The following is a 15,265-nucleotide window of genomic DNA, read 5'->3' on the forward strand; positions in this document are numbered from 1 at the left end:
GCGTGCGGCGGGGGAGGGGAGCGACGGCGTGCGGCGGGGTCAGGCCCACACGTTCGAGAAGTCGATCTCCCGTGCCCACTCCGGGTGGTCCGTCAGCGGATTGCGGTTGCCCTGAATCTCGGCGACGGCCGCGTTGCGGTGGCGTTCGTACTCGTCCACCGGCTCACGCTCGTGCCAGGCCAGCGGCACGGGCAGCCGGCTCCGGGGGAACTCCCCGCTCTCGCCCACCAGGCCCGGACAGCGCAGCAGGAAGTACAGCGTCGCCCGGGCGACGGCCCCCTTCCCGTGCACCGGCTCGAAGCGCCCGCCTCGCGCAGGCCGCAGTCCTCCCGCACGACCTCCTCGAAGTCGGGGAAGTCCTGGTAGGGGATGTTGCCCCGGAAGCTGTTGCACCCTGCCTCGCAGGCGAACAGGTGGTGCAGGTCGCCCCGCATCGGCTCACGCTTGGCGAACCAGGACTGGGGCACCACGTGCTCGCAGTTGAACGGCGACGCCGCCTCCAGCGCGTCCGGTTCCGAGGCCAGCTCGCCCGGGCCGGCCGTGCTCTCGCGGAGCAGGAAGTCCTGCATGCCGGAGAGCCGGGCCGCCTCGCGGGTCGATCTGCGTCCCCGATGGGCATGACCGCTGCCTCGCCTTGTCGTCCCCTCTTTCATCGTGCGCGCGGCGGACCGGGATCTTCCTGCCCGGACGGCATGGTGCTCGGTTCAACTGTCGCCCGTTCAAACAGATCCCGGCCGGGGGAGGGCACGGCCTCAGCGGAAGGCGGCCTCGCCGGTGAGGGCCTTGCCGATGACCAGGCTGTGGACCTCGCTGGTGCCCTCGTAGGTCAGCACCGACTCGAGGTTGTTGGCGTGCCGGAGCACCGGGTACTCCAGGGTGACGCCGTTGGCGCCCAGGATCGTGCGGCACTCCCGCGCGATGGCGATGGCCTCGCGGACGTTGTTCAGCTTGCCGACGCTGACCTGCTCGGGCGTGAGACGGCCCTCCTCCTTGAGGCGGCCGAGCCGCAGCGCGAGCAGCATGCCCTTGTCGAGCTCCAGCGCCATGTCGGCGAGCTTCTGCTGGGTGAGCTGGTAGGAGGCGAGGGACCGGCCGAAGACGGTGCGGTCGGCGGCGTAGGAGAGCGCGGTCTCCAGACAGTCGCGGGCCGCGCCGATCGCGCCGAAGACGATGCCGAAGCGGGCCTCGTTGAGACAGCCGAGCGGGCCGGACAGGCCGCGGGCGCCGGGCAGCATCGCGTCGGCGGGCAACCGGACCCCGTCGAGGACGAGTTCGCCGGTCACACTGGCGCGCAGCGAGAGCTTGCGCCGGATCTCGGGCGCGGAGAGACCAGGCGTGCCGGCCGGGACGACGAAACCCCGCACCCCCTCGTCGGTGCGGGCCCACACCACGGCGACGTCGGCCACCGAGGCGTTGGTGATCCACATCTTGGCGCCGTCGAGGATCCAGTCGGAGCCGTCGCGCCGCGCCCGGGTGCGCATGGCGCCGGGGTCGGAGCCCGCGTCGGGCTCGGTGAGGCCGAAGCAGCCGATCTTCTCGCCGGCCGCCATCCCGGGCAGCCACTGCCGCCGCTGCTCCTCGGAGCCGTACGCGTGGATCGCGTACATCGCCAGCGAGCCCTGCACCGACACCAGACTCCGCAGCCCCGAGTCGACGGCCTCCAGCTCGAGACAGGCCAGACCGTAGGAGACCGCGCCGGCCCCTGCGCAGCCGTAGCCCTCCAGATGCATGCCGAGCACGCCGAGCTTGCCGAGCAGCCGGGCCAACTCGCGGGCGGGGATCTCGCCCTCCTCGAACCAGTCGGCCACGTGCGGACGCAACTCCCGCTCGCCCAGAGCCCGTACGGTCCGCTGGATCTCGCGCTCCTCGTCGCTCAGCAGGCCGTCGACGGCGACGAGATCGAAGGGGTGGACGGGCGAACTGGTCATTCCTGGCCTCCGTGGTACACGCGCGGCGGGCGGGGTGCGGCCCTCAGTTAACCTTGCATCGGATTTTGGATCCAGTGTGGGTCCGGCCACTCCGGCCACTCCGGCCACGAGGAAGAGGTGCCCGTGACGAACGGCGCTGTGCAGCGCAGGAGGCCCCCGACCGCTCAGCAGTACGTGCTGGCGGAACTGCGGAGCGCCATCACCGGAGGTGAGCTCCGGCCCGGCGCTCCGATCCGGCAGGACGCCCTGGCCGCCCGCCTGGAGGTCAGCCGGGTCCCGCTGCGGGAGGCCCTGAAGATCCTGGAGGGCGAAGGACTCGTCGAACACAAGGTGCACCGGGGCTACTTCGTGACCGAGCTGTCCCTCGACGACCTGCGGGAGGTGTACCGGATCCGCGAACTGCTGGAGGCGGAGGCCGTCCGGCAGGCGGCGGCCAGGACCGACGCCGGTCTGCTCGCGACGCTGGAGCGGGCCCAGACCGAGGTGGAACGGACCGGCGGGACCGGGGACGTCACGGCGATGGCGGCCGCCAACCGCCGCTTCCACTTCGCCCTCTTCGAGGCGTCCCGCATGCCCCGCCTGGTCCGGCTGATCGGCACGCTGTGGGACTCCACCGACGCCTACCGCTCCCTGTACTACGCGGAACCCGCCAACCGGGAACGCGTCGTGCACGAACACCGCACCGTCCTCGACGCCCTGCGCGCAGGCGACACCGACGAGGCCCTCCGCCTGCTCGACCGACACCGCGCCCACGCCGTCACCCGGCTGGAGCGCGTCCTCGGGACCGGCCGACCGGCGCGGTAAATCCCCATGACGGCAGGTCGGTCGACCGCATAGGGTCCGCCGGCATGGATCCTGCCGAGTTCTACACGGGCATCGTCGCCGACATCTACGGTCCGCTGAAATCCTCCTCCCACGACCCGCGGACCTACGCCGCCTTCGTCGAGGAAGCCGGCCTTCCCGCGCTGGAGCTGGGGTGCGGCGACGGCGACCCGCTGCTCGAACTGCGCCGTCGCGGCCTGGACGTCGACGGCGTCGACTCCTCCGCCGACATGCTGGAGCGCCTCCGGCGCGGGGCGGACCAGCAGGGGCTCACCGTGACCGTCCACCACCAGCGGATGGAGGAGCTCGACCTGCCCCGCCGCTACCGGTCGGTCTTCCTCGCCGGGCCCACCTTCACCCTGCTCCCGGACGACGCGACGGCGCTCGCCGCACTCCGCGGCATCCGCGCGCACCTGCTCGACGACGGCACCGTCCTGGTGCCCCTGTTCGCGCCCGGCCCCACCCCGGCCGGACAGATCGGCCTGGTGCGGACGACCACCGCCCCCGACGGCGCCGAACTGAGTGTGTCGGTCGTCTCCGAGCACCGGGACGAGACGGCACGCACGCAGACGGCGCTGCTGCGCTACGAGCGCCGGCTCGGCTCCGACCACGCCGTCTCCGAGCGGCCGTGGGTCCTCCACTGGTACTCCCGCGACGTGTTCACGGAGCTGGTCACGACGGCCGGGCTGACCGTGGCGGGCGTCACCGACCCGCAGGGCCGGCCCGCCCCCGCCGACGCCACCGGCATGACCTACTACAGGCTGCGACGCGCCGCCTGACACCTCTACAGGTCGGCCGCGGTCGGCGGCAGCGGCCAGCCGGTGTACGCCTCGGAGAGGTAGGCACGCCCCGCCGCCGACCCGACGACCGAGCGCAGCTCGCCGAGCTGCCGCAGGCGGTCGAACTCATCGGCGCCCGGCTGGAGATGGAGCATGCTCGTCATCCACCAGGAGAAGTGCTGCGCCTTCCAGATGCGGTCCAGAGCGGTCCGCGGGAAGGCGTCCAGCAGGCTCGCGTCCCGGTCCCGCAGCAGCGCGCGCAGGGCGTCGGTGAGCAGGACGACGTCGGCCACGGCCAGGTTCATGCCCTTGGCGCCGGTGGGCGGCACGGTGTGGGCCGCGTCGCCGACCAGGACGACCCGGCCACGGCGCATCTCGTGCGCGACGAAGCTGCGGAAGCGCAGCACGTCACGCTGGAAGACGCGCCCCTCCTTGAGCGTGGTGCCGGGGACGCGCGACTGCAGGATCCGCCACAACTGCTCCTCGGTGTACGCTGCGGGATCGGCCTGCGGGTCGCACTGGAAGTACATCCGCTGCACCTCGGCGCTGCGACGGCTGATCAGCGCGAAACCGTCCGGCGAGTTGCTGTAGATCAGCTCCTCGGAGCTGGGCGGCGCCTCGCACAGGATGCCGAACCAGGCGAAGGGGTACTCCCGGAAATGCCCGCCGTACGCGCCGCTCACGGCCTCGCGCGCGACCCCGCGGGAGCCGTCCGCGCCGACCACCACCTCGGCCTCGATCTCCACCCGGCCGCCCTCGGCGTCCCGGGCGACCACCCGGGGCCGGTCGGTCTCCGCGTCCTCGACACGCTCGGCGGTCACCCCGAACCGCAGATCCTGGCCGGCGGCGAGCCGTGCGGCGATCAGGTCCTTCAGCACCTCGTGCTGCGGGTAGAGCCACACCGCGCGGCCGACGCTCTCCGTGAAGTCGATCCGGTGGCCCTCCCCGTCGAAACGCAGCTCGACGCCCTCGTGCCTCTGCCCGACGCGCAGCACCCGGTCCGAGGCCCCGGTCCGGTCGAGGACCTCCACCGTCCCCTGCTCGAGAATGCCGGCCCGGATCGTGCTCTCGATCTCCTCACGGCTGCGGGAGTCGATCACGACCGCCTCGATGCCCTGCCGGTCGAGCAGGTGGGCCAGCAGCAGGCCGGCGGGGCCTGCGCCGATGATCGCGACACGGGTGCGTACGTGCATGGCGTCTCCTTCGCGGCGGACGGATGGCAGGAGTCTCGCCCCACGGCGGCCCGGCTGACGACGGGGTTTCCCGTTGAACGGGAACCGGGCGCGGTAGGTGGACGGACGCCTTCTCGTGTCGGCGCGGGGGATCTCACGGCTTGTGCGTCGTCCAGAGAAGCTCCGCCGGCCAGCGGTGCGCCCAGTCGGGCGGGTCGGTCTCGTTGTAGCCGTTGGGTGTCCCGGGTCCGGGCCGCGCCTCGATCAGGTCGTCGATGACGAGGCCCGCAGCACGCAGGACCCTGACCCACTCGCCGTAGGTGAGCTGATAGCTGGTCGCGCCGTCGCCTTCGGCGACGGCGTCCAGCCCGAAGTAGTCCTTCTGGAGCGTCGTGGTCACGCGGGCGGCGGCTTCGTCGTAGCAGACCTCGAACCACGGGCTGGCGACGTTGAACACCAGGCGTCCGCCGCGGGCCAGGACGCGTGCGGCCTGTGGGACGACCAGGTGAGGGGGCGCCCAACTGAGTCCCCCGAAGTCGCAGAACACCAGGTCGAAGCTGCCGGCGGCGAAGGGCAGTCGTTCGGCGGCGCCCTGCACCAGCGGATAGCGGGTGGCCCCCATCGCCCGCGTCGCCGCTGCGAGTTGGGATTCGGACAGGTCGATCCCGACCACGTCGGCGCCCTCGGCAGCGAGCGCCCTGGACCACTGACCCGCGCCGCAGCCGAGTTCGAGGACACGCTTGCCGGTGACGTCCCCCAGGGCGCCCAGGTGCGCGTCGGGGATGGAGTACATGCCCCACAGTCGCGGTGCGGCGCCGATCCGCGGGTCGTGCTTCCGCTGGTAGGTGCCGCTGATCCGGTTCCAGAGCCGCCTGTTGGCGGGGATGCTGTCCACCCGCCGACTCCAGCACCACTCGGCGGGGCGGTCAACATGATTGAGTCGGTGCTGACCTCGGGGAAGGGCTTCGGCCGCCTGTCGGTGAGCGGTCACCAGGGCAACTGCTCGATGGTCCGCCTCACTCGCGTGTGCGCTCAGCTGCTGGAGAAGGCTCGACAAGCCGACGGTGTGATCCTGTCACGAGCCCGGAGGTGGCGGGACAGCGTCGTCAGGCAGCCCCTCCAAGATCACCGCAACGGCTGCCGCCGCACCGTCCACCTCCCGCACCCGACGGTCGGCGAACGTCACCTCGAAGCCTTTCTGCTCCCATGACTCCTACGGTGTCAGCACCGCTCGCAAGAAATACGCCCAGGGGTGTCCCTGATCGGCATCCACCCCGCGTGTTCTCCTGCACCCGGGGTCCACGCCACCGTGGTCGCACTGGTGGAACCGCTCACCGTGGCCGTGATCACGACATGGGGAACACCCTGCCGGGCCGGCGGAGCAGAAGAGAACTGCAGCGGAGATCTCCTCGATGGACGCCGTCACGGGTCGGCACGCCGGTCCGCTTCAGGCGGCAGGCGGCAGGCGGCAGGCGGCAGGCGGCGGAGACGTCAGGGACAGCCGCGTGCGATCGGCCTATGCGCTGACGGGCCCTGACGCCGCGAGTCGGGCGACGAAGGCGTCGACCATCGTGATTTGCACGTCCTCGGAGAACCGTCCGGGGTCGAAGAGGGCCTGGACCACGAGGCCATGGACGAAGGCGACCGCGGAAGCCGCCAGTTGGTCGGTGTCGGAGTCCGGGGGGACCTCCCCGAGGGCACGGGCCGTCTCGAGGTGAGGGCGAAAGCGGTCGCGCAACCTCGTGTACCGGTCGCCCTGTTGGGCGGCCAGCGTCTCGTCGGCGAGGGAGAGGTCCCAGGAGCTGACCCAGATGCGGTTGCGGGCGGTGTCGGCCGGCGTGAGCGGCAGGATGTCGAGCAGCATGGCCCGTACGGCGGGCAGGCCGTCGGCGGGAGCTTTCCGACGCGGGCGTTCCGCCGTGTCCTGCTCCAGCAGGTCCAGCGCGTGCGTGACGAGGGCCCGCTTGCTCGGGAAGTAATGCGTCAGCATGCCCGTCGAGACACTCATCTCCGCCGCGACGGCGCGCAGCGTCAAACCACCGAACCCTCTAGCGGCAAGGACACGCCACACCGCCTCGGACACGTCCTTGCGACGGGCGTCGTGGTCTCCGGGTGCGGGGGGCGTCATGCCGCTACTCTACATACCGAACGTTTGTTATGTACCCTCGTCGCCATGTGCCTGCCGGCGTCTCCGGTTGGCTGCCCCTGGAAGGCGGAACCCCGTGTTCACCCACCCGCTCGACGACCACGCGCAGCTCCGTCCTCTGGAACCCTGGCAGGCGCCGGAGTTCCTCGCGCACATCGACCGGGCCCGCCCTCTGGTCGACCCGTGGATCCCCTGGGCGTCGCGCAGCACCGATCTGGCCACGGCCGCGACCACCCTCCAGCGCTACGCCGACCTCGCGTCCTCCGACAGCGGCCGGATATACGGGATCTGGCTGGACGGCGTGCTCGTCGGCGGCGTCATGTTCACCCGCTTCGACAGCGCCTCAGGAGTGTGCGAGCTCGGTTGCTGGCTGGAGGAGGCCGGGAGGGGTCACGGTCTGGTGACCCGCGCGTGCCGGGCGCTGATCGACTGGGCCTTCACCGAACGCGGGATGCACAGGGTCGAGTGGTGGGTGGCCTCCGGCAACACCCGCAGCATCGCGTCCGCGCGCCGTCTGGGCATGTCCCGGGAGGGCGTGCTCCGGCAGCGGTATCCGCACCGCGGACTGCGGCACGACAGCGAGGTGTGGTCCGTCCTCGCCCATGAGTGGCCGCCGGAGGAGGACCGGTCCGCGCCCGTGTCCGGCGACCGGGCGGAGATCGACCGGTTGGTGGGCCTGTTCATGAACTGCTTCACCAACACCGGGGGAAGGAAGCCCGATCTGCGGATCATCCGTGAGTTGTTCGTCCCGGAGGGGAGCATCGTCTCGAACACCGGAGACGACCCCGTGATCATGGATCTGGACGCGTTCGTCGAGCCGCGACAGAAGATGCTCACCGACGGAACGCTGACGGAGTTCTCCGAGTGGGAGGTCTCCGAGCGGACGGAGATCTTCGGATCGGTAGCGCACCGGTTCGCCGAATACCGCAAGTCCGGCGTCCGGAACGGAGCGCGCTTCGAGGGACACGGTCACAAGACCACCCAGTTCCTCCGGACCCTGACGGGCTGGAGGATGTTGTCCATGGCCTGGGACGACGAGCCGGACCGTCTCCCGGAGTGACGGGCACCGGGTCCGCGACTCAGGGGCGCCGGGCCGCGAGGGCGGTGGAGATCCCGGCGGCCGCGGCCCGGAGCTCGTCCACGGCCGGACGGGTGGGAGTGTCGCGGGGGAGGACCACGGACAGGGCGGCGACCACCGGCCCGCGTCCCTCCCGGACCGGCACGGCCACCCCGGTCGAGACGGTCTCCACCGTTCCCGGCGCGACCACAACGCCGTCGCGGCGCACCGAGGCCAGCACCCGGCGCAGCCGCGCCGGATCGGTCTCGGTCTCCGGCGACACCGCCTCGAGCGGCCCGGTCAGGACGCGCTCCTGCAGCTCCCGCGGCCCGTGCGCCAGCAGGACCAGACCCGAGGACGAGGCGTGCAGGGGGAGCCGGCCCGCGATCCGGGTGATGTTCGCCCCCGCCTGCGGATGGGAGAGCCGCTCGATGAAGAGGGTCTCACCGTTCTCCAGGACGGCGAGTTGCGTGTGCTCCCGGATCCGCGCCTGCACCCGCTCCATGAACGGCAGCGCCGCCTGGCGCAGCCTCAGCGCCCGCGAGCCGCGCAGGGCCAGCTCCCACAACCGCATGCCCAGACGCACCCGGTGCTCCTCGTCGCGCTCCAGCAGGCCGCAGGACACCAGCTCGGCCACCACCCGGTGCGCCGTGGAGGACGGGAGGTGCGCGCGTCGCCCGATCTCCGACGCGGTCTGCACGGTGCGGTCGGTGTCGAAGGTCTCCAGGACGCGGACGATCCGCTCGGTGACCGTCTCGCCGGACGGTGAGTTCGCCATTCGCCCACGGTGCCACAGACATGGCGGCGTCCCCCGGCACGGGTGCCGGGGGACGCCCCCATGGGGCGGGTCGCAGGGTCACCGCTGGGGGTCCGCGTTGAACTTGGCGGTGGCCCAGAAGTAGCCGAGGACGGCGAGGCCGGCGCACCAGGCGACGGCGAGCCAGCCGTTGTGGCCGATCTCGGTGCCGAGGAGCAGGCCGCGCAGGGTCTCGATGGCCGGGGTGAAGGGCTGGTACTCGGCGATCGGCTGGAACCAGCCGGGCATCGAGTCGATGGGCACGAAGGTGCTCGAGATCAGCGGCAGGAAGACCAGCGGCAGGGCGTTGTTGCTGGCCGCCTCGGCGTTGGGGCTGATCAGGCCCATGCCGATCGCGATCCAGGTGAGGGCGAGCGAGAAGAACGCCAGCAGCACCGCGGCCAGGACCCACTCCACGACGGTGGCCCCCGTGGAGCGGAAGCCGATGGCCACGCCGACGGCCGTGACGAGCAGCACGCTCGCCAGGCACTGGACGACGCTCCCCAGCAGGTGGCCGACGAGCACCGATCCGCGATGGATGGCCATGGTGCGGAAGCGGGCGATGATGCCCTCGCTCATGTCCATCGAGACGGAGACCGCGGTGCCGACGGTGGTGGAGCCGATGGTCATCATCAGGATGCCCGGGACCAGGAACGCGACGTACTCCGACCGGTCGGCCGCACCGCCCCCCATGCCCGCGCTCATCACGTCGCCGAAGATGTAGACGAAGAGCAGGAGCAGCATGATCGGGGTCAGCAGGAGGTTGAGGGTGAGGGAGGGGTAGCGGCGGGCGTGGAGGAGGTTGCGGCGGAGCATGGTGGTGCTGTCGCGGAGGGCGAGGGAGAGGGTGCTGCTCATCGCGCGGTCTCCTTGTCGGTGGTGGCGGTGTGGGTGCCGGTGGCGGGGGTGGTGTCGTCTGTGAGGGCGAAGAAGACGTCGTCGAGGTCGGGGGTGTGGACGGTGAGTTCGGTGGCTTCGATGCCGGCGGTGTCGAGTTGGTCGAGGAGGGTGCGCAGGGCGCGTTGGCTGCCGTCGCCGGGGACGCGCAGGGTGAGGGAGTCCTCGTCGTGTGCGGCGTCGGTGAGGAGGGTGGTGGCGCGGTGGTAGGTGGCGGGGTCGGTGAAGCGGAGCTGGACGTGGCCGCCGGGGATGATGCGCTTGAGTTCGTCGGCGGTGCCCTCGGCCGCGATGACGCCGTTGTGCAGGACGGCGATGCGGTCGGCGAGCTGGTCGGCCTCCTCGAGGTACTGGGTGGTGAGGAGGACGGTGACGCCGTCGGTGACCAGCTCCCTGATGATCTGCCACATGGTGTGGCGTGAGCGGGGGTCCAGGCCGGTGGTGGGTTCGTCGAGGAAGATGACGCGGGGGCTGCCGACCAGGGTCATCGCGATGTCCAGCCGCCGCTTCATGCCGCCCGAGTAGGTGGAGGCGGGCTTGCCGGCCGCCTCCACCAGGTCGAACCGCTCCAGCAGGTCCGCGGTGACCCGGCGGCCCTCCGCCTTGGACAGGCGGTGGAGGTCGGCCATCAGGAGCATGTTCTCCTCACCGGTGATCAGACCGTCCACCGCCGAGAACTGCCCCGTCACCCCGATCGCCGAGCGCACACCCTGGGGCGACGTGGCGAGGTCGTGTCCCGCGACCTGGGCCTGGCCGCCGTCGGCGGAGACGAGCGTCGAGAGGATCTTGACGACGGTCGTCTTGCCGGCGCCGTTCGGGCCGAGCAACGCGAACACGGAACCTGCCGGGATGTGCAGGTCGATGCCGTCGAGGACGTGCTTGTCGCCGTAGGACTTGCGCAGACCGACGGCGGACACCGCGGCGGGGGACGGGACGCCCCTCCCGCTGCTGGGCGTGGGCATGACAGAAACAGGCATGGGACCCTCCGGTCCGAAGGTGAAGTGACGTGGGTGTGGGCGCGAACGAGGACGAGCTCGGGTGCGGTGGGCGCCGCCGGGCCTGGGGTGCCGGTGGCCCGGCGGCGCTCACGGGCGCGGTGGTGCGAAGGGGGCGACTTCCGGAGGACGGCTCCGGACGACTCTCGGAGGCCGGCGGTGCTCAGCGGGCGCGGCGGACGTCGATGTTCCCGTACCGGGTGCGTGCGCGGATCTTGACCGTCTCCGCCGCGTCCTCCGGCGAGTCGGAGGAGGTCAGTGAGTTCCGGACCTGGCCGGAGGTGGAGGTGACGTCCAGCCAGGCGGCCGTGCCTTCGCGGACACCGACCTCGATCGCACCGTAGGAGGTCTCGAGCTGCGTGGAGCCCCGGACGACCTCGCCGATACGCAGGGTGCCGTGCGCGGTGGTCGCGGTGACCGAGTCCTCGGCGCGGCGGACGTCGATGTCGCCGTTGGCGCCGCTCACCCGCAGCTCACCGGTCGCCACCTCCACGGTGGTGGTGCCGTGCGAGTTCTTGAGGACGGCGGCGCCGTCGAGGACGCCGGCGCGCAGGCTTCCGGAGCTGGTGGTGATCTCCGCCGTGCCGTCGACCCGGTCCACGGTGATGGACCCGTGCGAGGCGGTCAGCTTCAGCGGACCGGTGGCGTCCATGCGGACGTCGCCGGCCGAGGTCTTGACGCGCACCTCGCCGAGCCGGCCCTCGCCGAGCACCTGGGTCCACGAGCCGGTCGCGTCGACGTGCGATCCGGTGGGCAGTTCGACCGTCACGTCCACCACGCCGGTGCGGCCGAACAGGCCGGACTTGGCCGTCCGCACCGTCAGCGTGCCGCCGGCGAAGCGGACCTCGGTCTGGTCGGCGGCCCGCACGTCCAGGTCCCGCTTCGGGTCCCGGGGCTGTACCTCGACGACCGTGTCGGAGCGGTCGGTCGCGGTGAGCTGGAGTGAACCGGCCTCCACGGTCGCCGTGACCGAGATGGGCGCGGGAGTGTCGAAAGAAGGCATGGCTGTCCCGTCCTCTTGGCTCTGCAGGGCGTCCCCGTCATGGGGACGTGATGAATGGGGTCGGATGTGCTGTGCCGTGCGGGCCGATCCGGGGCGGTCAGCGCACCCAGCCGGTGAAGCTCTGGCCGACGGTCCGGGTCCGCTCCGGTGTGCGCGGCCGGCCGCCGCCCTCGACCGCGGCGGACACGGCGCGCACCAGCCAGGCGTTGACCGACAGGCCCTCCTGGTTCGCGGCCTCCTCGGCGCGCGCCTTCAGGTGGGCCGGCAGCCGCAGATTGACGCGAGCGGTGCCCCCCTCGTCTCCCTCGGCGACCACCGGGGCCTTGAAGGGCTCCGGGGCCGGGGCCGGCTCGGCGGTATCGACGCCGTCGGAGGGCGGCGGGGTCACCACGAAGTCGGGGTCCAGCCCCCGCAGCCGTACGTCGACCGAACCCGGCGCGAGGTCACGGGTGACCTCACTCATCGCGGCGGAGAGCACGTTGAGCATGACCAGGCGGGTCGCCGACTCCAGCGGAGCGGTGAGCCGGTCGGCCAGCTCCCGGGCTTCCACGCCGCCGGCCTCGGCGGCCACCGCGAGTTCGCGACGGAGGGTATCGACATAGGGGGTGAGGTCCATGACGCCATAATGGCACCACATTGGCGTCACGTGCAAGCGTCTTGTTGAAGCCGCTCGCCGAATTCGCGTGCGCACGCCTCTGATCTGCGCGTTCGGACGGTTGTCACGTCGCGTCGGCGTGGCATCGGGTGGTGCGAAGTGGCGTCACGTGATGCCATGCGGTGCCATGCGGTGCCATGTGGCGCCATGGCGACGCCGTGCCGCGCCGTGCAGTGCCACGTTCCCTGAGGCGGGCGGGGGAGGTTCCGCGCGGGTTGCGGTCGCCGCGGCAGCGCCCCGCCCCGCCGCCTACGCTGACGTGGAGGCCGAAGCGGCCGGCCGGAAGCGGGAAAGGGACGCGGCACCATGAAGGACCAGGGGCGGGACGGCCTGGCCGACGCGCAGCGACGGCACTGGCAGCGCACCTACACGGCTCACCCCGGCATGTACGGCGACCTGCCCTCCGATCCCGCCCTCCACGCGGCCCAGCTGTTCGGGGCGGCGGGCGCGGAGGACGTGCTGGAGCTCGGTGCCGGGCACGGTCGCGATTCGCTGTACTTCGCGCGCGAGGGGTTCACGGTCCGGGCCGCCGACTTCTCCGCGACGGCGCTCGGGCAGTTGCGGGAGGCGGCCCGGGCGCAGGGCGTCGATCGCGGTGTCATCACCTTCGTGCACGACGTGCGCGACCCGCTCCCGCTGCCGGACGCCTCGGTGGACGCGGTCTTCGCCCACATGCTGCTGTGCATGGCGCTCTCCACCGCGGAGATCCACGCCGTGGTGGCCGAGGTCCGCCGCGTCCTGCGGCCCGGCGGCCTCTTCGTCTACACCGTGCGTCACACCGGCGACGCACATCATGGCACCGGCACCGCCCACGGCGACGACATCTTCGAGCACGGCGGCTTCGCCGTCCACTTCTTCCCCCGCGAACTGGTCGACGCCCTCGCCGAAGGGTGGACCCTGAGAGAGGTCCACCCCTTCGAGGAGGGCGACCTGCCCCGCCGTCTCTGGCGTGTCACCCAGACCCTGGACCGGGCCCAGGAGCTGTCGCACCCCTGACGGAGCGCACGCGACCCGCGCGCATGGTGGCGGGTCAGGTCTTCTCGACTGGCTGGAGCGACCTGGTCAGCGCGTCCAGTTCGTCGAGCCGCCCGGACGCCTCGAGCCGGGACGCGGTCGCGACGAGCAGGAGTTCGGTCACCGCGATCTCGTGCGTGAGCGGGGCGATGGGGCCGGCGGCCTCACGGGGGAGCGGGACCAGGATCTGCGCCTCGCCGGCCAGCGGGGATCCCCAGGCGTCCGTGACCAGGAGGAGCCGAGCCCCGCGGCCGAGGGCGGCCCGCACGAAGGCGGCGGTCTCCGCCGAGTAGCGCCGGAAGTCGTAGGCCACCACGAGATCGGCCGGGGTCACCTCCAGCAGCGAGCGGGCCCGTTCCGCCGCCGGACCCGTGACGAATCGGACCGCGGGCCGCAGCGCACCCAGCTGCCGGGTCAGGTAGTCCGCGGCGAGCTCGCTCAACGGGCCGCCCAGCGTCCACACCGTCCTCGCCGAGGCGAGCGCGTCGGCCGCGGCGTCCAGCAGCGGCGCGTTCACGGCGGTGATCGTCTCGGCCAGGCCGTTGTGGAGGTCGGCCGCCGCGCTCCGGGGGTCGGCGCCCTCGGCGGCGAAGGCGCGCAACCGCGACCTGTCCTCCTGCGCCGCCGTGCGCACGGCGGCCTGGAACTGGGTGAAACCCGCGTAGCCGAGGCGATCGACCAGGCGGGACGCGGTGGGCGCGCTCACCCCGGCCCGCTCGGCCAGCGACCGGAGCGAGCCGAGCGCCGCGAACGGATAGTCGTCCAGCAGCAGCCGGGCCACTGCGCGCTCACCGGGGGAGAGTCGCGGATAGATCTCTTCGAGCTGCGACACCACAGGTTCCATGTTGTCGAATGTTACATCAAAATGCGCTCCATGGATTGCATGAAACATGTGTTACGTTCGCCGTATGACTTCCTGGCAAGGACTGATCGACAGCGGTTACCGGCGCCTGCTCCCGGTCACCGACCGCACCCCGGCGGTCTCGCTCCACGAGGGCAACACGCCGTTGTTGCGCTCCCGGCACCTGTCGGAGCTGACGGGCTGCGACGTCCACCTCAAGAACGAGGGCGCGAATCCCACCGGCTCGTTCAAGGACCGGGGGATGACGGTGGCACTCAGCAAGGCCGCCGAGGACGGCGCCGAAGCGGTCATCTGCGCCTCGACGGGCAACACCAGCGCCTCGGCGGCCGCCTACGCCGCCCGGGCCGGCATCACCTCCGTGGTCCTGGTGCCCAGGGGCCACGTGGCGCTCGGCAAGCTCGGCCAGGCCGTGCGCTACGGAGCCAGCATCGTCGAGGTGGACGGCGGCTTCGACGACTGCCTGCGCATCGCACGCGAACTCGCCGACCGGCACCCGGTCGCCCTCGTCAACAGCGTCGGCAACGAACTGCGCCTGTCCGGCCAGCGCACCGTCGCCTACGAGATCGTCGACGCGCTGGGCGAGGCCCCCGACATCCACTGCCTGCCGGTGGGCAACGGCGGGAACATCACCGCCACCTGGCAGGGCTACCGGACCTACCGGCAGGAAGGGGCCGCCACCCGCCTGCCGCGGATGTGGGGCTTCCAGGCGGCCGGTGCGGCGCCCCTCGTGCACGGGGAACCCGTCGCCCGGCCGGAGACGGCGGCGAGCGCCATCCGCGTCGGACACCCGGCGACCTGGCAGGGCGCCGTCGCCGCCCGTGACGCGTCCGGCGGGATGTTCGCGGCCGTCACCGACGAGCAGATCTTCGAGGCCTACCGGCTGCTGGCCCGCCACGACGGCGTCTTCGTGGAACCCGCCTCGGCCGCGGGCGTCGCCGGCCTCCTCGACCGACACCGCCGTGGGCTGCTCGACCCGGGACAGACGGTCGTCGTCACCCTCACCGGCAACGGTCTCAAGGACCAGGACGCGTCCCTCCGGGACGGCTACGATTCGATCGCGACCGGCTCCTCCACCACCGAGGTCGCCGACGCGCTGCGGCTCACCGCCTGAGGAGCGGCCGCGGGGCGAGGGCGCTGCC

16 protein-coding genes and 1 pseudogene are annotated in these 15,265 nt (G+C 72.0%); 5 read left to right on the forward strand and 12 right to left on the reverse strand.

Annotated features, from left to right (window positions below):
- Positions 1–39: 39 nt before the first annotated feature.
- From ABT026_RS21930 to ABT026_RS21940, 3 genes and pseudogenes are all read right to left on the reverse strand, one after another.
- Positions 40–291, reverse strand: a complete 252-nt coding sequence (locus ABT026_RS21930) for an endonuclease (RefSeq protein WP_351116567.1) — start codon at positions 289–291, stop codon at positions 40–42.
- Positions 292–416: 125 nt separating this feature from the next.
- Positions 417–653 (reverse strand): annotated as a pseudogene (locus tag ABT026_RS21935) (hypothetical protein); the annotation flags it as partial.
- A gap of 99 nt (positions 654–752) precedes the next feature.
- Positions 753–1,928 (reverse strand): acyl-CoA dehydrogenase family protein, encoded by a 1,176-nt coding sequence (locus ABT026_RS21940; RefSeq protein WP_351116569.1) that lies wholly within the window; start codon positions 1,926–1,928, stop codon positions 753–755.
- Between the two features lie 123 nt (positions 1,929–2,051).
- Here ABT026_RS21940 and ABT026_RS21945 point away from each other — a divergent pair, with 123 nt between their 5' ends.
- Both ABT026_RS21945 and ABT026_RS21950 read left to right on the forward strand, forming a co-directional pair.
- Positions 2,052–2,732, forward strand: a complete 681-nt coding sequence (locus ABT026_RS21945; RefSeq protein WP_351116571.1) for a GntR family transcriptional regulator — start codon at positions 2,052–2,054, stop codon at positions 2,730–2,732.
- Between the two features lie 44 nt (positions 2,733–2,776).
- Complete coding sequence (locus tag ABT026_RS21950) at positions 2,777–3,529, forward strand: class I SAM-dependent methyltransferase (RefSeq protein ID WP_351116573.1); 753 nt, start codon at positions 2,777–2,779, stop codon at positions 3,527–3,529.
- A 5-nt stretch (positions 3,530–3,534) separates the two neighbouring features.
- On the opposite strand, the gene ABT026_RS21955 is transcribed toward ABT026_RS21950, so the two are convergent.
- The 3 genes from ABT026_RS21955 to ABT026_RS21965 form a co-directional block, all read right to left on the reverse strand.
- Positions 3,535–4,722 (reverse strand): 4-hydroxybenzoate 3-monooxygenase, encoded by a 1,188-nt coding sequence (locus tag ABT026_RS21955; protein WP_351116574.1) that lies wholly within the window; start codon positions 4,720–4,722, stop codon positions 3,535–3,537.
- 133 nt (positions 4,723–4,855) lie between these two features.
- Positions 4,856–5,596, reverse strand: coding sequence for a class I SAM-dependent methyltransferase (locus ABT026_RS21960; RefSeq protein ID WP_351116576.1), 741 nt, complete (start codon positions 5,594–5,596; stop codon positions 4,856–4,858).
- Positions 5,597–6,217: 621 nt separating this feature from the next.
- On the reverse strand, positions 6,218–6,829 hold the full coding sequence (locus tag ABT026_RS21965) for a TetR/AcrR family transcriptional regulator (RefSeq protein WP_351116578.1): 612 nt from the start codon (positions 6,827–6,829) through the stop codon (positions 6,218–6,220).
- Between the two features lie 94 nt (positions 6,830–6,923).
- Between ABT026_RS21965 and ABT026_RS21970 the strand changes: the two genes are divergently transcribed.
- On the forward strand, positions 6,924–7,907 hold the full coding sequence (locus ABT026_RS21970) for a GNAT family N-acetyltransferase (RefSeq protein ID WP_351116579.1): 984 nt from the start codon (positions 6,924–6,926) through the stop codon (positions 7,905–7,907).
- A gap of 19 nt (positions 7,908–7,926) precedes the next feature.
- On the opposite strand, the gene ABT026_RS21975 is transcribed toward ABT026_RS21970, so the two are convergent.
- From ABT026_RS21975 to ABT026_RS21995, 5 genes are all read right to left on the reverse strand, one after another.
- Positions 7,927–8,682 (reverse strand): IclR family transcriptional regulator, encoded by a 756-nt coding sequence (locus ABT026_RS21975; protein ID WP_351116581.1) that lies wholly within the window; start codon positions 8,680–8,682, stop codon positions 7,927–7,929.
- Positions 8,683–8,760: 78 nt separating this feature from the next.
- Positions 8,761–9,558 carry an ABC transporter permease gene (locus ABT026_RS21980; RefSeq protein ID WP_351116583.1) on the reverse strand — a complete coding sequence of 266 codons (798 nt, stop codon included), beginning with the start codon at positions 9,556–9,558 and terminating at the stop codon, positions 8,761–8,763.
- Positions 9,555–10,574, reverse strand: coding sequence for an ATP-binding cassette domain-containing protein (locus ABT026_RS21985; RefSeq protein WP_351116585.1), 1,020 nt, complete (start codon positions 10,572–10,574; stop codon positions 9,555–9,557). The genes ABT026_RS21980 and ABT026_RS21985 overlap by 4 nt, the downstream gene beginning before the upstream one ends.
- Positions 10,575–10,755: 181 nt before the next feature.
- Positions 10,756–11,595, reverse strand: coding sequence for a DUF4097 family beta strand repeat-containing protein (locus ABT026_RS21990; RefSeq protein WP_351116586.1), 840 nt, complete (start codon positions 11,593–11,595; stop codon positions 10,756–10,758).
- Between the two features lie 97 nt (positions 11,596–11,692).
- The gene (locus ABT026_RS21995; protein WP_351116587.1) at positions 11,693–12,211 is read right to left on the reverse strand and encodes a toxin-antitoxin system HicB family antitoxin; all 519 of its coding nucleotides are present in this window, start codon (positions 12,209–12,211) and stop codon (positions 11,693–11,695) included.
- Positions 12,212–12,556: 345 nt separating this feature from the next.
- Between ABT026_RS21995 and ABT026_RS22000 the strand changes: the two genes are divergently transcribed.
- A complete protein-coding gene (locus ABT026_RS22000; RefSeq protein WP_351116589.1) occupies positions 12,557–13,246 on the forward strand; it encodes a class I SAM-dependent methyltransferase in 690 nt (229 codons plus the stop codon).
- Positions 13,247–13,280: 34 nt separating this feature from the next.
- On the opposite strand, the gene ABT026_RS22005 is transcribed toward ABT026_RS22000, so the two are convergent.
- The gene (locus ABT026_RS22005) at positions 13,281–14,108 is read right to left on the reverse strand and encodes a MurR/RpiR family transcriptional regulator (RefSeq protein WP_351116591.1); all 828 of its coding nucleotides are present in this window, start codon (positions 14,106–14,108) and stop codon (positions 13,281–13,283) included.
- Between the two features lie 64 nt (positions 14,109–14,172).
- On the opposite strand from ABT026_RS22005, the gene thrC reads away from it, so the two are divergent.
- Entirely contained in the window at positions 14,173–15,237 is a 1,065-nt protein-coding gene (gene thrC / locus ABT026_RS22010) for a threonine synthase (RefSeq protein ID WP_351116592.1), read from the forward strand.
- Positions 15,238–15,265 lie beyond the last annotated feature (28 nt).

Origin of the sequence: Streptomyces sp. NPDC002734 (assembly GCF_040295685.1) — a bacterium.
Classification (GTDB): domain Bacteria; phylum Actinomycetota; class Actinomycetes; order Streptomycetales; family Streptomycetaceae; genus Streptomyces.

Bases quoted from the DNA above. Each gene is read 5' to 3' on its own strand.
- ABT026_RS21980 (WP_351116583.1), bottom strand. From the start codon at position 9,558: ATGAGCAGCACCCTCTCCCTCGCCCTCCGCGACAGCACCACCATGCTC.
- ABT026_RS21955 (WP_351116574.1), bottom strand. From the start codon at position 4,722: ATGCACGTACGCACCCGTGTCGCGATCATCGGCGCAGGCCCCGCCGGC.
- ABT026_RS21990 (WP_351116586.1), bottom strand. From the start codon at position 11,595: ATGCCTTCTTTCGACACTCCCGCGCCCATCTCGGTCACGGCGACCGTG.
- ABT026_RS21995 (WP_351116587.1), bottom strand. From the start codon at position 12,211: ATGGACCTCACCCCCTATGTCGATACCCTCCGTCGCGAACTCGCGGTG.
- ABT026_RS21965 (WP_351116578.1), bottom strand. From the start codon at position 6,829: ATGACGCCCCCCGCACCCGGAGACCACGACGCCCGTCGCAAGGACGTG.
- ABT026_RS21950 (WP_351116573.1), top strand. From the start codon at position 2,777: ATGGATCCTGCCGAGTTCTACACGGGCATCGTCGCCGACATCTACGGT.
- ABT026_RS21975 (WP_351116581.1), bottom strand. From the start codon at position 8,682: ATGGCGAACTCACCGTCCGGCGAGACGGTCACCGAGCGGATCGTCCGC.
- ABT026_RS21985 (WP_351116585.1), bottom strand. From the start codon at position 10,574: ATGCCTGTTTCTGTCATGCCCACGCCCAGCAGCGGGAGGGGCGTCCCG.
- ABT026_RS22000 (WP_351116589.1), top strand. From the start codon at position 12,557: ATGAAGGACCAGGGGCGGGACGGCCTGGCCGACGCGCAGCGACGGCAC.
- ABT026_RS22005 (WP_351116591.1), bottom strand. From the start codon at position 14,108: ATGGAACCTGTGGTGTCGCAGCTCGAAGAGATCTATCCGCGACTCTCC.
- ABT026_RS21940 (WP_351116569.1), bottom strand. From the start codon at position 1,928: ATGACCAGTTCGCCCGTCCACCCCTTCGATCTCGTCGCCGTCGACGGC.
- thrC (WP_351116592.1), top strand. From the start codon at position 14,173: ATGACTTCCTGGCAAGGACTGATCGACAGCGGTTACCGGCGCCTGCTC.